The organism is Bradyrhizobium barranii subsp. apii (genome assembly GCF_011516635.5).
Taxonomy (GTDB): Bacteria; Pseudomonadota; Alphaproteobacteria; order Rhizobiales; family Xanthobacteraceae; genus Bradyrhizobium; species Bradyrhizobium barranii.
Genome location: NZ_CP096255.1, coordinates 5,366,802 through 5,385,263, shown reverse-complemented (window position 1 = coordinate 5,385,263; position 18,462 = coordinate 5,366,802). Strand labels below are relative to the sequence as shown.

The following is an 18,462-nucleotide window of genomic DNA, read 5'->3' as shown; positions in this document are numbered from 1 at the left end:
GACAACAGCCGCCTGAGCGGCAGGCACATCCCATGGGCGTCTCCGAACCCTTCATCCGCCGCCCGATCGCGACCTCGCTGCTCGGCATCGCCCTGCTGATCGGGGGCGCGCTCGGCTATTTCTCGCTGCCGGTCTCGGCGCTGCCGCAGGTCGACTTCCCGACCGTGCAGGTGACGACGCAGCTGCCGGGCGCCAGCCCCGACGTGATCGCCTCGCTGATCACCGCGCCGCTGGAACGGCAGCTCGGCCAGATCCCGTCGCTGACGGCGATGAACTCGACGAGCTCGTTCGGCGTCAGCCAGATCTCGCTCCAGTTCGATCTCAACCGCGACATCGACGGCGCGACTCAGGACGTGCAGGCCGCGATCAACGCGGCGGCCGGCGTGCTGCCCAAGACGCTGCCCTATCCGCCGACCTACGCCAAGGTGAACCCGGCGGACGCACCGGTGATGACCCTGGCGCTTCGCTCCGACACGATCTCGCTGCGGGCGATGAGCGACATCGCCGACACGCTTCTGGCGCAGCGGCTGAGCCAGATCTCCGGCGTCGGCCGGGTCTCGGTGCTAGGTGGGCTGAAGCCGGCCGTGCGCATCCAGGCGGATCTGGCGCGCCTTGCCGCCTATGGCATCGCCATGGAGGATCTGCGCACTGCGATCTCCAATGCCAACGTCTCCGGGCCAAAAGGCTCGCTCGACGGCGCGCAGCAATCCTACCTCATCGCCGCCAACGACCAGATCACCGCTGCCGACGCCTACAAGCCTGTTATCATCGCCTACCGCAACGGCTCCCCGGTCACGATCGGCGACGTCGCGCAGATCGTGGATGGCCTCGAGAACGATCGCACCGGCGGCTGGTACCAGGGCACGCCGGCGGTCATCATCGACATCCAGCGCCAGCCCGGCGCCAACGTCATCGATGTCGTCAGCCAGATCCGGGCGGAAATCCCAAAGGTCCAGCGCGCCATTCCGGCCGGCGTGAACCTCACCATCGTCTCCGACCGCACCGTCACCATCCGCGCCTCGGTCCGCGACGTGCAGTTCACCCTGATCCTCAGCGTCGTCTTGGTGACGCTGGTGGTGCTGTTGTTCCTGCGCTCGCTGCGGGCCACGCTGATCGCCGGCGTCGCGCTGCCGCTGTCGCTGATCACCAGCTTCGGCATCATGTATTTCGCCGGCTTCAGCCTCGACAATCTGTCGCTGATGGCGCTCACCATCGGCACCGGCTTCGTCGTCGACGACGCCATCGTCATGATCGAGAACATCGTCCGCCACATGGAGAACGGCGATAGCGCGATGGAGGCCTCGCTGAAGGGGGCCAGCGAAATCGGCTTCACCGTGATCTCGCTGACGGTGTCGTTGATCGCGGTGTTCATCCCGCTGCTGTTCATGTCCGGCCTCGTCGGGCGCATGTTCCGCGAATTCGCGCTAACGCTGACGATCGCGGTCGTGACCTCGGCCGTGGTCTCGCTGACGCTGACGCCGATGATGTGCTCGCGGCTGCTCAAGCACGCCCATGAGGAACTGGCGGTGCCGGGATTGGCCGCGATCAGCCGCTTCATCGATAGCACCGTCGAGTTCTATCACCGGACGCTGCTCTGGGTCCTGGAACGCCAGCGCGCCACGCTGCTCGTGACGTTTGCGACCCTGGTCGCGACCCTCGTCCTCTATGTCGTTGCGCCAAAGGGCTTTTTGCCGCTTCAGGACACCGCCTCGATCACGGCGGTGACGGAGGCGGGACCCGACGTGTCGTTCACCGAGATGCAGAAGCGCCAAGCCGAGGCGGCCGATGCCATCAAGGCCGACCCTGACGTGGTCGGCGTGGTCTCGGTGATCGGGGCGGGCTCGGTCAACCCGACCACCAATGTCGGGCGCCTGGTCATGACCTTGAAGCCGCGCGGCGAGCGGCGCGACGACGTCAGCGCGGTCGTGACCCGGCTGAAGGAACGGGTATCGGGTATCCCCGGCATGACCGTCTATTTCCAGCCGGTACAGGACGTGCAGATCTCGACCCAGTCGAGCCGTTCGCAGTACCAGTACACGCTGACCGGGACCGACGCGACGCTGGTGTCGGAATGGGCGCGCAAGCTCGTTGCCGAGATGCGGCGCGATCCGCTGTTCCGGGACGTCTCCTCGGAGGCGCAGGAGGGCGGCCTGCGGGCGCAGCTCGACGTGGATCGGACCCGGGCCGGACAGCTCGGCGTGAGCCTGCAAGGAATCACCGACACGCTCAACGATGCGTTCGCGCAGCGGCAGATCTCGACCATCTACGGCCAGGCCAACCAGTACCGCGTGGTGCTGGAGGCGCTGCCGATGTACCAGCGCGATCCCTCGATCCTGTCGAAGCTGTATCTGCCGGGCGCGGCGAGCAGCATCGTGGGCGCGCCCAACGCCCAGGTGCCGCTCTCCGCCGTGGCGACGCTGAAGCGCACCACCGCGCCGCTCGCGATCTCGCATCAGGCGCAATTCCCGTCGATCTCGCTCAGCTTCAACCTCGCCCCGGGCGCAGCGCTCGGCGACGCCGTCGAGGCGGTGAAGACGATCGAGACCCGGATCGAGATGCCCAACAGCATCGTCGGCGTCTATGCCGGCGATGCCGCCGAATTTGCCAAGGCGCTCGCCGGCCAGCCATGGCTGCTGCTCGCCGCCGTGATCACGATCTACATCGTGCTGGGCGTGCTCTATGAGAGCTACATCCACCCGATCACCATCCTGTCGACGCTGCCCTCGGCCGGCGTCGGCGCGATCCTGGCGCTGATGCTGTGCGGGCAGGACCTCTCGGTGATCGGCCTGATCGGCATTATCCTGCTGATGGGCATCGTCAAGAAGAACGCGATCATGATGATCGACTTCGCGCTCGAGGCCGAGCGCCGGCAGGGGATGTCGCCGAACGAGGCGATCGTGCAGGCCTGTCTCTTGCGCTTCCGTCCGATCATGATGACGACGCTGGCGGCGCTGTTCGGCGCGCTGCCGCTCGCAATCGAGAGCGGCACCGGCGCCGAGCTGCGCTTTCCGCTCGGCATCTCCATCATCGGCGGCCTGCTGCTGAGCCAACTGCTGACGCTCTACACCACGCCCGTGATCTACCTGGCGCTCGACCGCATCAACCGCCGCCTCGAGCAGGCGCTGCCGCCGGCTGAATCCGGCGGCCCGCCGGTCGCGGGCGCGACCGAGGGGATGCAGTGATGGCATCGATCTCGGAGCCGTTCATCCGCCGGCCGGTCGCGACCACGCTGCTGTCGATCGGGTTGTTCCTGCTGGGTGTCGTCGCCTACGAGTTCCTTCCCGTCGCCTCGGTCCCGAACGTCGACTTCCCCGCCATCTTCGTGTCGGCCAGCCGGCCCGGCGCCGATCCGTCCGTGATGGCGGCGACGGTGGCCTCGCCACTGGAGCGCCGGCTCGGCGAGATCGCGGGCATCAACCAGATCACCTCGACGTCGTCGCTCGGCACGACCAGCATCCAGCTGCAGTTCGACATCGGCCGCAACATCGACAAGGCCGCGCGCGACGTGCAGGCGGCGATCAACGCCGCGCTGATCGACCTGCCGAGCGACCTGCCGACGCTGCCGCGCTTCCGCAAGGCGAACACGGCCGGCGCGCCTGTTTTCGTGCTGGCGCTGACCTCGAAGACGCTGTCGGCCAGCGCGATCTACGACGTCGCCGATACCGTGCTCGCGCAGCGCATCTCGCAGGTGCCTGGTGTCGGTGACGTGACGGTGAGCGGCGCCGACCAGCCGGCGGTGCGCGTGCAGCTCAACCCCGTCGCATTGTCCAACGCCGGCATCGCCACCGACGACGTCAGGACCGCGATCATCAACGCCAACCCGCTTGGTCCCGTCGGTATCTTCAACGGCGAGCGCCAGAGCGAGACGCTGTCGCTGAACAAGCAGATGCGGACGGCGAAAGAGTTCCGCGACATCATCATCAAGAGCTCGAACGGCAATTTCGTCCGGCTGTCCGACGTCGCCGACATCGAGGACTCCGTCCGCAACGCTCGCTCCATCGCCTGGTTCAACAAGCAGCCGGCCGTGCTGATCCAGATTACCAAGCAGGGCGACGCCAACGTCATCGACACCGTCGACCGGGTGAAGGCCCTGATCCCGGCGCTAAAACAATGGATCCCGGCGGGCGTCGATATTTCCACGCTGGTCGATCGCACCAGCACGATCCGCGCCAGCGTGCTCGACATGCAGTGGACGCTGCTGGCAACCGCTGTCCTCGTGATGGTCGTGGTGTTCGTGTTCCTACGGCGGCTGACGCCGACGATCGCGGCTGGCATCTCGGTGCCGCTGGCGCTGGCCGGGACCTGTGCCGGGATGTGGGTCGCGGGCTTCTCGATCGACAATCTGTCGCTGATGGCGCTGGCGATCTCGGTCGGCTTCGTGGTCGACGACGCCATCGTCATGATCGAGAACATGTACCGCAATCTCGAGCATGGCATGCGGCCGCTCCAGGCCGCGCTCGTTGGCGCCCGGCAGATCGGGTTCACCGTGGTCTCGATCAGCCTGTCGCTGATCGCGGCTTTCACGCCGCTGATCTTCATGGACGGCATCGTCGGCCGCCTGCTGCGCGAGTTCTCGCTGACGCTGACCTTTGCGATCCTGGTCTCGACGCTGGTGTCGCTGACGGTCACGCCGATGATCTGCGCCCATTACATCCGGCAGACCACGTCCGGCACCGCGACGCTGTTCGATCGGCTGATCGAAGGCTCGCTGTCGCGCGTCGTCACGTTTTACGCCCGCAGCTTGCGCACCGTGCTGCAATATCCGCTGCTGACGCTGCTGGTGTTCTTCGCCACCATCGGCCTCACGGTGACGCTCTACATCAAGGTCCCCAAGGGCTATTTCCCGACCGACGATTCCGGCTTCGTCATCGGCGCGACGCGCGCCTCGGCCGACATCTCGTTCCAGTCCATGCTCGGCCTGCAGCAGCGGCTCGCCGACATCGTGATGCAGGATCCGGCCGTGGCCGGCATCGGCTCGACGGTCGGCAGCGGAGGCGGCCCGGGGGGGGCGACCTCGAACCGCGGCACCATGTTCATCAGCCTGAAGCCGCCGGAGGAGCGTGACCACGTCTCGACGCAGGTCGTGATCGACCGTCTCAGGCGCGCCCTGTACCCGGTGCCCGGAATCCGTCTGTTCATGTTCGCCGCCCAGGACGTCCGCGCCGGCGGACGGCAGAGCGATTCCGACTACCAGTACACGCTGACCAGCACCGACCTCGGCCTGCTCCAGAAGTGGGCGCCGATCGTGGCCAAGCGCATGGAGAGCGTCGAGGGCATCACAGATATTTCCAGCGACCGCGATCCCGGCGGGCTTCAGCTCACGCTCTCGATCGACCGCCAGAAGGCCTCGGCGCTCGGCGTCAGGGTCCAGGACATCGACAACGCGCTCAACAACGCGTTTTCGCAGCGGCAGATCGGGATCATCTACACCCAACGCAACCAGTATATGACCGTGCTGGAGATCGACCCGAAATTCCAGGTCGACCCATCCAACCTCGATCGCATCTATGTCGCCGGTGCCAATGACGCGCAGGTGCCGCTGTCGGCCGTGGTACATGCGACGCGCGGGCTCGCTGCGCTGGCGGTCTATCATTCGCAGGGGTTTCCCTCGACCACGGTGTCGTTCAACCTGATGCCGGACGTGCCGCTCCAGACCGCGACCCAGAACGTGCAGCGCGCGATCGAGGAGCTGCACATGCCGGAAGGCATTCGCGGCAGTTTTGACGGCAACGCGGGCGATTTCGCCAGGACCAGCGGCCGCCAGCCGCTGCTGATCCTCGGCGCGCTGGTGGCGATGTATATCGTGCTCGGCGTGCTCTATGAGAGCCTCGCCCATCCGCTGACGATCATCTCGACGCTGCCATCCGCCGGGCTCGGCGCGCTGCTCGCCTTGCAGCTCACCAACACGCCGCTGACGGTGATCGCCTTCGTCGGCATCATCCTGTTGATCGGCATCGTCAAGAAGAACGGCATCATGATGGTGGACTTCGCGCTCGATGCCGAACGCCAGCGCGGCCTGTCCTCGGCGGAGGCGATCTTCGAGGCCTGCCAGGCGCGCTTCCGCCCCATCCTGATGACGACCATGGCGGCGCTGTTCGCCGGCATTCCGCTGGTCATCGCGACCGGTCCGGGCACGGAGCTCCGCCGTCCGCTCGGCATCACCATCATCGGCGGCCTGTTCGTCTCGCAGATCCTGACGCTCTACACGACGCCCGTGATCTACCTGCTGATCGACCGCCTGCGCCGCCGCTCCGAGCCGCGCCCGCTGGCCGCACCGGCGGAATAGGCCAAGTATCGCGCACCTTCCGACACCGTCATTCGGCTCAATCCCCTAACATTTGATGTTGTCAACTTAACATCTGTTCTCATAAAGGCTGTTACTTCTCATTTCTGTCAACAAAGCTCGTTACAGAACGGAGACGGGCGCGGCCTTCGCTCGTCGCGCCGCCCGAAGCTGTTGCATTCGAACGGAATCCCGCCCCGAGAATGTGTGACGTGCTTGGGAAACCTTGTGGGCGAGCGGAAATCGGCTGGCTCGTGTTGCTTTGGAGTGATTGGCCAAATGGCTAATACCGTCGGATCGCACTTTTTCCCGGAGATTGCGGCGGGTGGATTGAACGAAGCCGCTGCCGCGGCGTAGGGGGCAAGGTGGCATAGATCGCCTCCTGGCTGAGAGGATGTGGGTGTTGGAGCCCACCCCCTCAGACAGGAGTATCGAGATGGCCGATTTGAGCCCTCTTCGCCGCCGCATGATCGAAGACATGACCGTCCGCAATCTGTCGCCGGCGACGCAAAGATCCTACATCAGCGCGGTTTCGAAGTTCAGCCGCTATTTTGGCCGATCGCCTGACCGGTTAGAGCTGGAAGACGTCCGCGCCTTCCAGGTGCATTTGGTCTCGACCGGCATCTCATGGCCGGCGCTGAACCAGATCGTCTGTGCGCTACGGTTTTTCTACGGCGTCACGCTCGGCGAGGCGCTCATCCCAGAGCGCATTCCCTATGCGCGAGAACCGCGCAAGCTGCCGGTCGTTCTCAGCGCCGACGAAGTGGTTCAGTTTCTTGAAGCGGTATCGAGCCTGAAGAGCCGCGCCGCGCTCACCACCGCCTATGCGGCCGGGCTCAGGGCCTCGGAGGTTGCGGGACTGCGGATCGAAGACATCGACAGCGCCCGCGGCGTCATCCAGGTGCGCCACGGCAAGGGCGCGAAGGATCGCAACGTGATGCTGTCGCCCCAGCTGCTGGGCATCCTGCGCACCTACTGGCGGCTCGCCCGGCCGCGGCTTTATCTGTTCCCTGGTCGTGACGAAGATCATCCGATCGATCAGACCGTGCTGCATGCCGCCTGCCGGTCGGCGGTGAAGGCTGCGGGCCTGACCAAGCGCGTCACGCTGCACACGCTGCGCCACAGCTTCGCGACACATCTTCTCGAGAACGGAACCGATATCCGGATCATCCAGGTCTTGCTCGGGCACAATAATTTGTCGTCGACAGCGCGCTACACGCAGGTCGCCACCGATACGATCCGAGCGACGCAGAGCCCGCTCGATCGCCTGTCGCTGGAGGTGACGCCACCTGGATGACCCGCAGCGGGATGCGGGTCATGACCCGCTCCGACATCCGCTCCAACAGGCCCGCCATCGAGATTGCCGATATTCTGCGCCGGCATGGCGACGCCTATCGCCGTGTACATGCCGGTCATCTGGGGCGGGTCGAGCGGCGCGTGATGAGCGCGATCGTTGCGTGCCGGACCGAGGCGCTCGGCGGCCACATGCAGGCTTGCGACGACTGCGGCACGACACGCGTTGCCTATAATTCCTGCCGCAATCGGCACTGTCCGAAGTGTCAGGGGAGAGCCCGAGCCGCGTGGCTCGCCGCGCGTCAAGCCGACCTGCTTCCGGTTCCCTATTTCCACGTCGTCTTTACACTTCCCGCACCGATCGCCGCGATCGCTTTCCAGAACAAGGCCGTCGTCTATGCCATCCTGTTCAAGGCTGCCGCCGAGGCGATGACGACGCTCGCCGCCAATCCACGCCGGCTCGGCGGTGCGATCGGCGGTGCGATCGGCGGCGTCGCCGTCCTCCACACCTGGGGACAGACGCTGATGCATCATCCCCACGTCCATTGCGTCGTTCCGGGTGGCGGCCTCTCGCCCGATGGCGCGCGCTGGACCGCTTGCCGACCGAACTTCTTCCTGGCCGTCAAACCGTTGTCCAGACTATTTCGCACACTTTTTCTCAAACGTCTGTCGGCAGCCTTCAACTCCGGTGCCTTGCGTTTCTTCGGCGATCTCGGAGCTCTGGCCGAGCCGGCTGCCTTTGCGGCCCACCTCGACGCCATGCGACGCATCAACTGGGTTGTTTACGCCAAGCGGCCCTTCGGCGGACCCGCACAGGTCCTGGCCTATCTCGGCCGCTACACCCATCGCGTCGCGATCGCCAACAGCCGGCTCGTCGCACTCGACGACGATCATGTCGCCTTCTCATGGAAGGACTATCGCCAAAACAGCGCGACAAAGATCATGAATCTCAAGCCCGATGAGTTCATTCGCCGTTTCCTGCTTCATACGCCGCCTGACGGCTTCCACCGCATCCGCCACTTCGGCTTCATGGCCAACCGCCATCGCGCTGCCAAGCTCGCCCTTTGCCGCGAACTTCTCGATCATGAGCGAACAGCCCCAAACGATGGCCAGCCGTCGCCTGTGGATTCGGAGGCTCAAACCTGGGCCGAGGTTCCTGCCTGTCCCGATTGTGGTGGCGTCATGCGCATCATTGAGCGCTTTCGACATAGCTTCAGACGCCCCAGCCCTCGAACATCACCGTTCCGATGCGACACATCGTGAGCCAAGTCATGTCGTGCACGACGATCATCATTCGTCATTTCGCTCCCAGCGTCTCGATCATCGCGGACGATGTCGAATCCGTGCTGTCACACTGCGCGACAACAACCGTCCGATGCAGCAAAAGGCCTATCGCGATCTCAGGCGAAGCGCGTCTGATCTCAACTCTTCCAGGATGCGCACTCCTGTGTCTCTGCCTCACGCGCCGAGCCAGCAGATCGGGCATGGCGATCTCGAACAATCCCCATAGCTGCAAAACCGCGAATAGCCTCCCGCGCCTTCGTTCAATCCGGCTTCAATGAGGTCGCGTCATAAGCGCCTGCCGCGCCCTCGCGTGAGCGCGACCTCACAGAACCCTCCAGATTCTCTCGGGTCGATGGCACGATTCAGTTCTGGCAGCGGGTCGGGGCCTTGGTTGGCCAGGATTCCATCGTGCTGGACTTTGGCGCCGGACGAGGCGCCGGCCAGAGCGAGGATTCGGTTGCCTACCGGCGCAGTCTGCGGTCGTTGAAGGGACGGGTGCGCGAGCTCGTCGGGGTGGATGTCGACCCGGCTGTCACGACCAACAAGGCGCTGGATCGGGCGTTCGTGATCACACCCGACGGAGAGCTTCCGATCGCCGATCAATCCATCGACGTGATCGTATCGGATTTCGTGTTCGAGCATCTCCAGGATCCTGCCAGAGCCGCCCGTGAACTCGACCGCGTGCTCAAGCCGGGCGGCTGGATCTGCGCGCGAACGCCCAACCGCTATGGATACATCGCACTCGCCAACCGGATGATCCCCGACCGGTTGCATGCCCGCATCATCCAGTCGGCCCAGGACGACCGCAAGGGCGAGGATGTCTTCCCGGCCGTCTATCGGCTGAACACTGCCGGCGCGTTCAAACGGCATTTTCCCGCCTCCCGATACGATCTGTATGTGATCCCGTGGGACGCGGAGCCGGCCTATTATTTCGGATCGAAGCTGCTCTATTCGCTGTTGCTTGCGGTTCAGCACTGCACGCCGGCTCCGTTCAAGACGGTGTTGACGGCGTTCATGCGCAAACGCCCCGTGCCGTGAGCCCGACAGCCAAGTTACGCCGGGCTCAAGCTGCCGCTGGGGCGATCGTACAGTGTGCCGCGCCTTCCAAGATGTCGTACACGGTGATCTACAACCAGATCAGCCAGGTCCTGCAGTTTCCGGTTGATGCGGACCGCTCGGTGTCGTTCGGCAAAATCGCGTTCGCTGCCGAGCTCGATTCCAACCGCAATGTCACCGGTTACCGACTCTACCTCGACCTCGACGGGCCAAACGCGGGCTTCATCACGTCGAACACGGGGCGCGTTCGATTGGGTGCAACCAATACGTTTGCGACTGGCCGGGGCGGTACTCCTCCGACGGGCCATCTCATGATCGGCGATCAGTTCTATGACACCAGCCTCGGAATTCCGATCTGGTACGCCGGTAAGGACAGTGAAGGCAACTACCTGTGGAAGAACGCCGCCGGAGCAGTTGTTGTGTCCATTGCTCCTCAGTGAAGTAGTCGGATTGCTCCGACACGCACGCGAAACGACCGCCTTCGGGCGGTCTTTTTGTCTGCCGAGGACGACGAATATTCGGCGGCAGCCACTGCCGAGTCCACGCGAGGCCGGGTTGTTGAACCGCCGCTTCAAGCGTATAGCGGCGACCATGTCGAACCCCACAGCCGCCGCGCCGGCCGATCCGATCCCCGAATGCCCGCACTGCCAGAAGCCGATGCCGCTGTGCATCTGCGACAGTGTCACGCCCATCAAGAACCGGCTCTCGCTCCTGATCCTCCAGCATCCGCAGGAGCAGGACAGGGCGCTCGGCACCGCCCGGCTGCTTGCGAAGCACTTTGCCGATGCCACGGTGCGGGTCGGCCTGTCCTGGTCGAGCCTGTCCAAGGCGCTGGCGCGGCCGGTCGAGAACGCCTCGCACTGGGCCGTGCTCTATCTTGGCTCGGCGCGCGCGGCCGATCTGGAGGCCGAGGGCGAGATCCTGGCGCTCAACCGCAAGGGCGAGGTCGCGGAGAACCAGCGCTCGATCCTCGGCAAGCTCGAAGGCGTGGTGCTGCTCGACGGCACCTGGAGCCAGGCCAAGGCGCTGTGGTGGCGCAATCCCTGGATGCTCAAATGCCAGCGCGTGATCCTCAACCCGGCGCATCCCTCCCGATACGGACGCCTGCGCAAGGAGCCGCGGAAAGACGGGCTGTCGACCATCGAGGCGGCCGCGACCATCCTGGCCAGTCTTGAGAAGCGCCCCGATATCGCCGAGACGCTCAATGCCAGTTTTGAACGGATGTTGACGCGCTACCGCGAGGTTCAGGCCGAAATGCCGGAATTGGCACCAAAACCGCCGGTCAAGGACCGCCGGCGCGGTGTCCGGCGCAGCAAGCGCAGCTGACTCGCGCTTAAATCCTCCGTACGGTTGATTGCCCCGCGCGAGACGGGCGGGTAGAGACGATCGGCCGATGGGCCGCGAACTGTTATCTTCGCAGCATCGGATAGCCGGACGCGGAAGGGGCAGTCGCATTCAGGCCGCGGCGAAGGAAATCCTTGCACAGGCGGCGCGGCCCGATCGCTGGGGCACGCTCGCGCTGATGGACATTTCGCTGCGTTACCGGCGCACCGTGATCGGCCCGCTCTGGATCACGCTGACGCTGGCAGCAACAATCGCAAGTGTCGGCACGGTCTACGCAGCGCTGTTCAAGCAGGACATCGCCGGTTTCCTGCCGCCCTTCGCCGTCGGCCTGATCGTCTGGACCCTGATCGCGACGACGCTCCAGGAAGGCTCCAGCATCTTCGTGGCGTCGGGCCACCTGATCAAGGCCGTACCCGCGCCGCTGATCGTGCATGTGCTCCAGATGATCGCGCGCAACGTCCTCATCTTCGCGCATCATCTGGTGATCGTCGTGCTGCTGTACATCGTGATGCCCTGGCCGCTGCATGGGAGCATGCTGCTCGCGGTGCCCGGCTTTGCGATCCTGCTCATCGTTCTGCTCGGCGGTTCGGTCGCGCTCGGCATGCTCTGCGCGCGCTTTCGCGATATCGGCACGGCGATCGTCAGCGGCCTGCAATTCATCTTCTTCCTGACGCCGATCATCTGGACCGAGGACGCCCTGCGCGGCACCGCGTTCCACTGGCTGATCCGGGCCAATCCGTTCGCGACGCTGCTCGACCTCGTGCGCAGGCCGCTGCTGTCGCAGCCGACCGATCCGCAGCAATGGCTGCTCGGGGCGATCTATGCGATCGTCGTAGCCGTCATCGCCTTCGGCTACTACGCGAAATACCGCCACCGCGTGGCGTATTGGCTGTGAGGCGCGCATGAGCCTTGCTGCCCACATCGTGCTTCGCAATGTTTCGGTCAACTTTCCGGTGCTGTCGTTCCGCGACCGTTCGCTGCGCAGCCGCTTCGTCAGCGCGGTGACGCTGCGCCGGACGCCGGCGGTGCCGCACATCGTCTCCGCGCTCAACGACGTCAGTCTCGACATCCGCGCCGGTGACCGCGTCGCCATCATCGGCGCCAACGGCGCCGGCAAGACCACGCTGCTGCGGGTTCTCGCCGGCATCTATCATCCGACCGCGGGCAGCGTGGACGTGCTCGGCCACTGCCTGTCGCTGTTCGACCTGTCGGCCGGGTTCGACGAGGAAGCGACAGGTTACGAGAACATCGTGCGCCGCGGTCTCGTGATCGGCGCACGGCGCTCCGAGATCGATGCGCGGCGGGCGGAGATCACCGAGTTCACCGAGCTCGGTGACCGGCTCGACCTGCCGCTGCGGACTTATTCCAGCGGCATGATGCTGCGCCTGATCTTCGCGGTCGCAACCGCCGTGGAAGGCGAGATCGTGCTGCTCGACGAATGGATCGGCGTCGGCGACCAGCAATTCCGCCGGAAGGCGCGGCAGCGGCTCGACGAGATCGTGGCCCGTGCCGGCATCCTGGTGCTGGCCTCCCACGACATCGAGCTGATCCAGAATACCTGTAACCGCGCGATCCTGCTCGAGGAAGGGCGGATCACCGCGGCCGGCCCGACCGATGCGATTCTTGCGAAATATCTCGCTGGCCCCAGCGGGGCCAAGGCGTAAACGCCCGGTCGGGGTTGCCTAAGCCATTGATCCCCTATATTGCTCCGCCCTTACGGGGCCACGTGGCGGAGTGGTTACGCAACGGTCTGCAAAACCGTGTACACCAGTTCAATTCTGGTCGTGGCCTCCATAACAACCTCCTGATATTTCATCATAAATTTTGCTCACCGCGCGTTCCGCGGAGCACGCGATTGAGGCCTGCCAGGCCGTGCACACCGGGTTTGCCCGGGGCTTGGCGGACACCAGCGATTCAGGCCCGATGGCATAGACTTCGCATCTGCGAAGTGATGCGTCACGAACCCCTGGAGCTGGAGAGCACGTGAGCGACGTCGTCCGATTTGTCCCGAAATCCGAGCTGGAGCGGGCTCGCCTCATTCGCGAGGCCCGTGCGATCTATGACAGCATCTTTCCGCCGGCCGCACCCGACCGGGCGCCGCAGGACGGCGAGGAGCGGGTCAAGACCTGATCGGTCCCGCGCCGTTCCGGCGCATGGCCGATAGCAAAACGCCCGCGTGAGCGGGCGCATCGGTTGACGTTGAAAGTGGTCTCAACAGGCCGCGTACCAGCCGTCCGGAAACGGCAGAAGGGGCCAGGCGCCCTCATTGTCATTGGCGGCTTTGGGCGTTGCGACGTACGACCACGAGCGGGGCACGAATTCCTCCTCCGGCTCGGGCGCGAAATCTTGATAGACCATGGCGTCCCGGACGGCATCCAGCAGCAAGTTGAATTCGGCTTCGCTCATCGCACCCTCGCAGAACGCGGATGGCGCAATGTCGCAAAGCCGGTTTGTTACCCGATTGAGCCGATCGTTCGCATTTTAGCGATCCGGCGATCGGGCTCCGATTGGTTAGCGATTCCTTAAAATCCCCGCGGAACCGTACGTTCCTCCCGTCCGGCCTCAGTGTGAAAGAGATCACATCCCCCGCGATTTATTTCTCCTACCCCTTGGCACGACACCGGCCAGCGAAGGCCGGGGGCGGGCAAGGCAGACGGGAGACTTGGTCATGAGGGCAAGGTTCTTACGGTTTGCGGGTGCGAAGAGCCGGGCGCGCCGCGCCTCGACGGTCGGGCTGTTCCTGGCGCTGTTCGCCTCCGCCGCCAATGCGCAGCAGGGAACGCCGGAGCAGCGCCGGGCCTGCACCCCCGACGTCTATCGGCTCTGCGCCGGTGAGATCCCCAACGTCCGCGCCATCACGGCCTGTCTGCGCCGTAACTGCTCAAGCTTGAGCGAGGCTTGCCGCACCGTCTTCGACCAGGCCGGCGGCTGACATAGCCGCCCTGTGGGTTTGTGCGCAGCAAGTGGCTCGTGCGGTCTCGCGAATCCGGCATAGTCGGCCTGTGGATATGCTGCGGACAGGCTGTGGAAAGCGGTGAGATGCTGTGGATGTCGTCCACAGATGCGTCTGCCCCGCGCCTCATTTCCGTCAGCAAACGTCATATCTCTGTCAAATATCCTGACTGATTGATTCTCCGACCGCCCAGATTATTGCGTCGCGCGAGATCATTTGGTTCTCCCGAATTCGGAATTGCGTGCCGCAGGACACCTGACGCACGAACAGTTTTTGTGCAGCGGGCTGCCCAATTCGCGGGCCCCATTCATCCAATTTTTTGTACGCCCGCGGACAAGCTTTCCCGTCCGCACTCCACCTAGGCTCGTTCCCGAGATCTGGAACATGGCCAGTGCCATGACAATTCGAAGGAGCTGGAGATGGAGACACGGGTATTGCCCCATGCACGGGGGATCGCACGCGCATCATTGCCATGGCGCAAGGTCGCGCTCGGCGCAACCATCGCTTTCGGCTTCGTCGCCGCGGTGCCGCTGAGCGCGCAGGCCGCCGCGCCCGCCGCCTGCGCCGCACTCCAGGAGAAATATCCGGACTGGAAGGGCAAGACCCTCGTCAACGCGATCAACCCGCACACGCCGGGCTATGAAACGATCGACCCGAAGGATCCCAGCAAATATATCGGCTTCGACATCGATCTTGGCGAAGCCATCGGCGAATGCCTCGGCTTCAAGCTGACCTACAAGCCGGTGACGTTCGCAGCACTCCTCACAACACTCGCTGCCGGCCAGGCGGACATCGTCATCTCAGACATCTACGCCACCAAGGAGCGCGCGAAGGCCGCCGACTTCATCACCTACTCGAAAGTGTTCGACGGCGTGCTGGTCGCCAAGGGCAATCCGAAGGGCATCAACGGCATCAACACGTCGATGTGCGGTGCTGCTGCCGCCGAAAACACCGGCTATGTCGAGGTGCCCCTGATCCAGGCCCTGATCCCGGAATGCAAGAAGGCCGGCAAGGCCGAGCCGACAATCCAGCTCTACGACAACAACGCCAACTGCATCCAGGCGATCCTGGCCGGCCGCGCCGACACCTACATCAACGACGTCAATACCGTCGACAGTGCGGTGAAGGCCTATCCGGACAAGCTGGAGAAGGCGGTCGCGGTGACGATCCCGTATTCGGTCGGCATCGCCGTGCCCAAGGACAAGCCGAAATTCCGCGACGCCGTGCTGGCCACACTGATCGAGGTGCAGAAGGCCGGCACGCATATGGAGCTTCTGAAGAAGCACGGGCTCGACGTGAACAACTTCAAGGAGCCGGACATTCTGACGGCTGACTGATGTCGCTGTTCCTCCATTATTTGAGCATGCCGTATCTGCTCGAGGGCATCGAGCTCACCCTCGAGGTGACGGCCCTCGGGCTCGGCGGCGGATTGATCCTCGGATTGATCCTCGCCGGCATGCAGCTCTCGCGCTTCTGGCCCCTGGCGGCGATCGCCAGGGCCTACACCGTGATCTTCCGCGGCACGCCGCTGATCCTGCAGATGGTGTTCGCCTACGACGCGCTGCCGCATATCGGCATCAAGCTGCCGGCGGTGCTGGCGGCCGGCCTCGCGCTCGCCTGCAACGAGGCGCCGTTCATCGCGGAGATGCTGCGCGCCGGCGTGCTCGGCGTCGATCGCGGGCAGGTGACGGCCGGTCAGGCGCTCGGCATGACGCCGCGGATCCTGATGTGGCGGGTGATCGCGCCGCAGGCGATCCGCACCATGATCCCGGCCTTCGGTAACGAGGCCGTCAGTGCGCTGAAGAATTCATCGCTGGCGTCCGTCGTCGCGGTCCAGGAGCTGACCTTGCGCTCGACGCAGCTGGCGTCCTCGACCTTCGACTTCTTCTCGATCTTCTTCGCCTCTGGACTCTTGTACCTCGTGCTGACCTTCGCCATCAGCGTCATCCAGTTGTTCGTCGAATGGCTGCTCGATCTCGATCGCGCCAAGGGGCGTCAGCGCAAGCTCGCCGACTATCTGCCCTGGCGTCGCGTCGACCTCGGCACCAAGCTCGAGCTCACTGAGGCGACCGTTGCCAATTCCGAACTCGTGCAAGCAGAGCTGACCGACACGCCGCCGCTTGCTCTGACCAGAGAGGAGCGCACGCGGCGTTCCGCGACGATCGCGCGCAACAACATCGCGGTCGAGACCAAGGACCTCACCAAGAGTTACGGCACGCAAAACGTGCTCGGCGGCCTCGATCTCACCGTTCGCGTTGGCGAAGTGGTCGCGCTGCTTGGACCCAGCGGCTCCGGCAAGAGCACGCTGCTCCGCTGCATCAACCATCTCGAAAGTTGGGACGGAGGCACCGTGCGCGTCGGCGGCCGCCGTCTCGGCTTTGACGACGACGGCAAGTTGCTGTCACCGCGGGCGATCGCCAACGAGCGGGCAACCGTCGGTGTCGGCATGGTGTTCCAGCAGTTCAATTTGTTCGCCCATCTGTCGGCACGCGAAAACATCGCCGGGCCTTTGCGCTGGGTCCACGGTATGACCCGCATCGACGCCGACCGTCGCGCCACCGAGCTGCTCGACCGTGTCGGTCTCTCGCATCGCGCCGACGCGCTGCCGCGACATCTCTCCGGCGGCCAGCAGCAGCGCGTCGCCATCGCCCGCGCGCTGGCGCCCAATCCGAGCGTGCTGCTTTTGGACGAGCCGACCTCGGCGCTCGATCCCGAGCTCGTCAACGAGGTGCTGGAAGTGATCCGGCGGCTCGCCATCGACGACGGCCTCACCATGATCATCTCGACGCACCAGATCCGCTTTGCCGATGAAGTCGCCGACCGCGTCGCTTTCCTGAGCGGCGGCGCGATCATCGAGGAGGGACCGGCGCACGAGGTGCTCACCAATCCCCGCAATCCGCTGACGGCGCGTTTCCTCAGCGTGATGGAAGCCGACAAGACTCCGGAGGTGGTGCGATGAGCGCTGCCTTCGTAAGGTTCAAGACTCCCGAAGAGGCCATCTCATGAAGCATTTCACGCTGCCGGTTTCGCCGAAGAACGTCCACTGGGGCTATTTCTCCAAGAAGGTGACGCCGGCCCTGACATTGCGCTCCGGGGATCGCGCCACCATCGAGACGCTGACCCATCATGCCAATGACGATTACGAGCGCATGATCCAGGGCGATCCCGGCGCCGAGAGCGTGTTCCAGTGGACGCGCGAGCACAAGGCGGTCGCGCGCCGCGGCTCGGGCCCGACCGAAGGTCCGTTCATGCGCGGCGCGGGCGAGGGGATCGGCGTGCATCTCCTCACCGGACCGGTCGCGATCGAAGGCGCCGAGCCCGGTGACATCCTGGAAGTGCGTATCCTCGATATCAGGCCGCGACCGAGCTGCAGCGCCTGCCATGCCGGCCGCTGCTTCGGCTCCAACGTCGCGGCCAATTGGGGCTTTCACTATCACGATTTGATCGAAGAGCCGAAGCCGCGCGAGGTCGTCACCATCTTCGAGCTCGACACCTCGGGCGAGCCTTATGCGAAAGCGGTCTACAACTACGTCTGGACGCCGCAGACCGACCCCGACGGCATCGTGCATCCCACCATCGACTATCCCGGCGTGCGCGTCGATCACGCCACCGTCAGGAAGCGCGAAAACATTCTGTCGAGCGTGAGGGTGCCCGCGCGATTGCATTTCGGCACCATGGGCCTCGCGCCGTCGGAAGCCGACTTCGTCAGCTCGATCCCGCCGAGCTACACCGGCGGCAACATCGACGACTGGCGCATCGGCAAGGGCGCGCGGATGTTCTATCCGGTCGCGGTCCCCGGCGCCTATTTCTCGGTCGGCGATCCCCACGCCGCGCAAGGCGACAGCGAGCTCGGCGGCACCGCAATCGAGACCTCGCTCACCGGCGATTTCGAGTTCATCCTGCACAAGAAGGCTGATCTGGCCGGCACCAATCTGGAGGGCCTCGACCATCCGATGCTGGAGACCGATCACGCCTGGTCGTTCTACGGCTTCACCTATCCGAACTATCTGGCCGCGCTCGGCGCCGACGCACAAACCGAGATTGCCAATCACTCGAGCCTCGACCGTGCGATGCGCGATGCGTTCAGAAAACTCCGGCGGTTCCTGATGACCGTGCACGGTCTCGGCGAGGACGAGGCGATCTCGCTGCTATCGGTCGGCGCCGATTTCGGCGTCACCCAGGTCGTCGACGCCAATTGGGGCGTCCACGGCACGATCCGCAAGAACATCTTTCGCTGCGACTAATGCAT

15 protein-coding genes and 1 tRNA gene are annotated in these 18,462 nt (G+C 64.7%); 15 read left to right on the top strand and 1 reads right to left on the bottom strand.

Features of this window, described 5'->3' with window-relative positions; translation table 11 throughout:
- The first annotated feature begins 32 nt into the window (after positions 1-32).
- The 11 genes from HAP41_RS25585 to HAP41_RS25535 all read left to right on the top strand — a co-directional run bounded on the left by HAP41_RS25585 (position 33) and on the right by HAP41_RS25535 (position 13,390).
- The gene (locus HAP41_RS25585; RefSeq protein ID WP_166096515.1) at positions 33-3,182 is read left to right on the top strand and encodes an efflux RND transporter permease subunit; all 3,150 of its coding nucleotides are present in this window, start codon (positions 33-35) and stop codon (positions 3,180-3,182) included.
- Positions 3,182-6,286 carry an efflux RND transporter permease subunit gene (locus tag HAP41_RS25580; protein WP_135213591.1) on the top strand — a complete coding sequence of 1,035 codons (3,105 nt, stop codon included), beginning with the start codon at positions 3,182-3,184 and terminating at the stop codon, positions 6,284-6,286. Before HAP41_RS25585 ends, HAP41_RS25580 begins: the two co-directional genes overlap by 1 nt.
- A 433-nt stretch (positions 6,287-6,719) precedes the next feature.
- Positions 6,720-7,580 carry a tyrosine-type recombinase/integrase gene (locus HAP41_RS25575; protein WP_029085027.1) on the top strand — a complete coding sequence of 287 codons (861 nt, stop codon included), beginning with the start codon at positions 6,720-6,722 and terminating at the stop codon, positions 7,578-7,580.
- A 20-nt stretch (positions 7,581-7,600) separates the two neighbouring features.
- The gene (locus HAP41_RS25570; protein WP_166096516.1) at positions 7,601-8,839 is read left to right on the top strand and encodes an IS91 family transposase; all 1,239 of its coding nucleotides are present in this window, start codon (positions 7,601-7,603) and stop codon (positions 8,837-8,839) included.
- A 429-nt stretch (positions 8,840-9,268) separates the two neighbouring features.
- Entirely contained in the window at positions 9,269-9,898 is a 630-nt protein-coding gene (locus HAP41_RS25565) for a class I SAM-dependent methyltransferase (RefSeq protein WP_166096517.1), read from the top strand.
- Positions 9,899-9,981: 83 nt separating this feature from the next.
- Complete coding sequence (locus HAP41_RS25560; RefSeq protein WP_208012672.1) at positions 9,982-10,356, top strand: hypothetical protein; 375 nt, start codon at positions 9,982-9,984, stop codon at positions 10,354-10,356.
- A gap of 151 nt (positions 10,357-10,507) precedes the next feature.
- Positions 10,508-11,242 (top strand): tRNA-uridine aminocarboxypropyltransferase, encoded by a 735-nt coding sequence (locus HAP41_RS25555; protein ID WP_063983412.1) that lies wholly within the window; start codon positions 10,508-10,510, stop codon positions 11,240-11,242.
- A 67-nt stretch (positions 11,243-11,309) separates the two neighbouring features.
- Positions 11,310-12,155: an ABC transporter permease gene (locus HAP41_RS25550; RefSeq protein WP_175618079.1), complete on the top strand. Its 846-nt coding sequence runs from the start codon at positions 11,310-11,312 to the stop codon at positions 12,153-12,155.
- Between the two features lie 7 nt (positions 12,156-12,162).
- Positions 12,163-12,924 (top strand): ABC transporter ATP-binding protein, encoded by a 762-nt coding sequence (locus HAP41_RS25545; protein ID WP_166096519.1) that lies wholly within the window; start codon positions 12,163-12,165, stop codon positions 12,922-12,924.
- Between the two features lie 56 nt (positions 12,925-12,980).
- Positions 12,981-13,054, top strand: a tRNA-Cys gene (locus HAP41_RS25540).
- A gap of 189 nt (positions 13,055-13,243) precedes the next feature.
- Positions 13,244-13,390 (top strand): hypothetical protein, encoded by a 147-nt coding sequence (locus HAP41_RS25535; RefSeq protein ID WP_008132040.1) that lies wholly within the window; start codon positions 13,244-13,246, stop codon positions 13,388-13,390.
- An 81-nt stretch (positions 13,391-13,471) separates the two neighbouring features.
- On the opposite strand, the gene HAP41_RS25530 is transcribed toward HAP41_RS25535, so the two are convergent.
- Positions 13,472-13,666, bottom strand: coding sequence for a hypothetical protein (locus HAP41_RS25530; RefSeq protein WP_039148908.1), 195 nt, complete (start codon positions 13,664-13,666; stop codon positions 13,472-13,474).
- 262 nt (positions 13,667-13,928) lie between these two features.
- Here HAP41_RS25530 and HAP41_RS25525 point away from each other — a divergent pair, with 262 nt between their 5' ends.
- From HAP41_RS25525 to HAP41_RS25510, 4 genes are all read left to right on the top strand, one after another.
- Positions 13,929-14,192 carry a hypothetical protein gene (locus HAP41_RS25525; RefSeq protein WP_166096520.1) on the top strand — a complete coding sequence of 88 codons (264 nt, stop codon included), beginning with the start codon at positions 13,929-13,931 and terminating at the stop codon, positions 14,190-14,192.
- Between the two features lie 440 nt (positions 14,193-14,632).
- Positions 14,633-15,550, top strand: a complete 918-nt coding sequence (locus HAP41_RS25520; protein ID WP_166096521.1) for an ABC transporter substrate-binding protein — start codon at positions 14,633-14,635, stop codon at positions 15,548-15,550.
- A complete protein-coding gene (locus tag HAP41_RS25515) occupies positions 15,550-17,172 on the top strand; it encodes an amino acid ABC transporter permease/ATP-binding protein (protein ID WP_166096522.1) in 1,623 nt (540 codons plus the stop codon). Before HAP41_RS25520 ends, HAP41_RS25515 begins: the two co-directional genes overlap by 1 nt.
- 43 nt (positions 17,173-17,215) lie before the next feature.
- The gene (locus tag HAP41_RS25510; protein WP_166096523.1) at positions 17,216-18,457 is read left to right on the top strand and encodes an acetamidase/formamidase family protein; all 1,242 of its coding nucleotides are present in this window, start codon (positions 17,216-17,218) and stop codon (positions 18,455-18,457) included.
- Positions 18,458-18,462: the final 5 nt, after the last annotated feature.

What these genes read in the sequence shown, in the direction of transcription:
- HAP41_RS25585 (WP_166096515.1), top strand. Translation starts at nt 33, where the DNA reads ATGGGCGTCTCCGAACCCTTCATCCGCCGCCCGATCGCGACCTCGCTG.
- HAP41_RS25580 (WP_135213591.1), top strand. Translation starts at nt 3,182, where the DNA reads ATGGCATCGATCTCGGAGCCGTTCATCCGCCGGCCGGTCGCGACCACG.
- HAP41_RS25575 (WP_029085027.1), top strand. Translation starts at nt 6,720, where the DNA reads ATGGCCGATTTGAGCCCTCTTCGCCGCCGCATGATCGAAGACATGACC.
- HAP41_RS25570 (WP_166096516.1), top strand. Translation starts at nt 7,601, where the DNA reads ATGACCCGCTCCGACATCCGCTCCAACAGGCCCGCCATCGAGATTGCC.
- HAP41_RS25555 (WP_063983412.1), top strand. Translation starts at nt 10,508, where the DNA reads ATGTCGAACCCCACAGCCGCCGCGCCGGCCGATCCGATCCCCGAATGC.
- HAP41_RS25550 (WP_175618079.1), top strand. Translation starts at nt 11,310, where the DNA reads ATGGGCCGCGAACTGTTATCTTCGCAGCATCGGATAGCCGGACGCGGA.
- HAP41_RS25545 (WP_166096519.1), top strand. Translation starts at nt 12,163, where the DNA reads ATGAGCCTTGCTGCCCACATCGTGCTTCGCAATGTTTCGGTCAACTTT.
- HAP41_RS25530 (WP_039148908.1), bottom strand. Translation starts at nt 13,666, where the DNA reads ATGAGCGAAGCCGAATTCAACTTGCTGCTGGATGCCGTCCGGGACGCC.
- HAP41_RS25525 (WP_166096520.1), top strand. Translation starts at nt 13,929, where the DNA reads ATGAGGGCAAGGTTCTTACGGTTTGCGGGTGCGAAGAGCCGGGCGCGC.
- HAP41_RS25520 (WP_166096521.1), top strand. Translation starts at nt 14,633, where the DNA reads ATGGAGACACGGGTATTGCCCCATGCACGGGGGATCGCACGCGCATCA.
- HAP41_RS25515 (WP_166096522.1), top strand. Translation starts at nt 15,550, where the DNA reads ATGTCGCTGTTCCTCCATTATTTGAGCATGCCGTATCTGCTCGAGGGC.
- HAP41_RS25510 (WP_166096523.1), top strand. Translation starts at nt 17,216, where the DNA reads ATGAAGCATTTCACGCTGCCGGTTTCGCCGAAGAACGTCCACTGGGGC.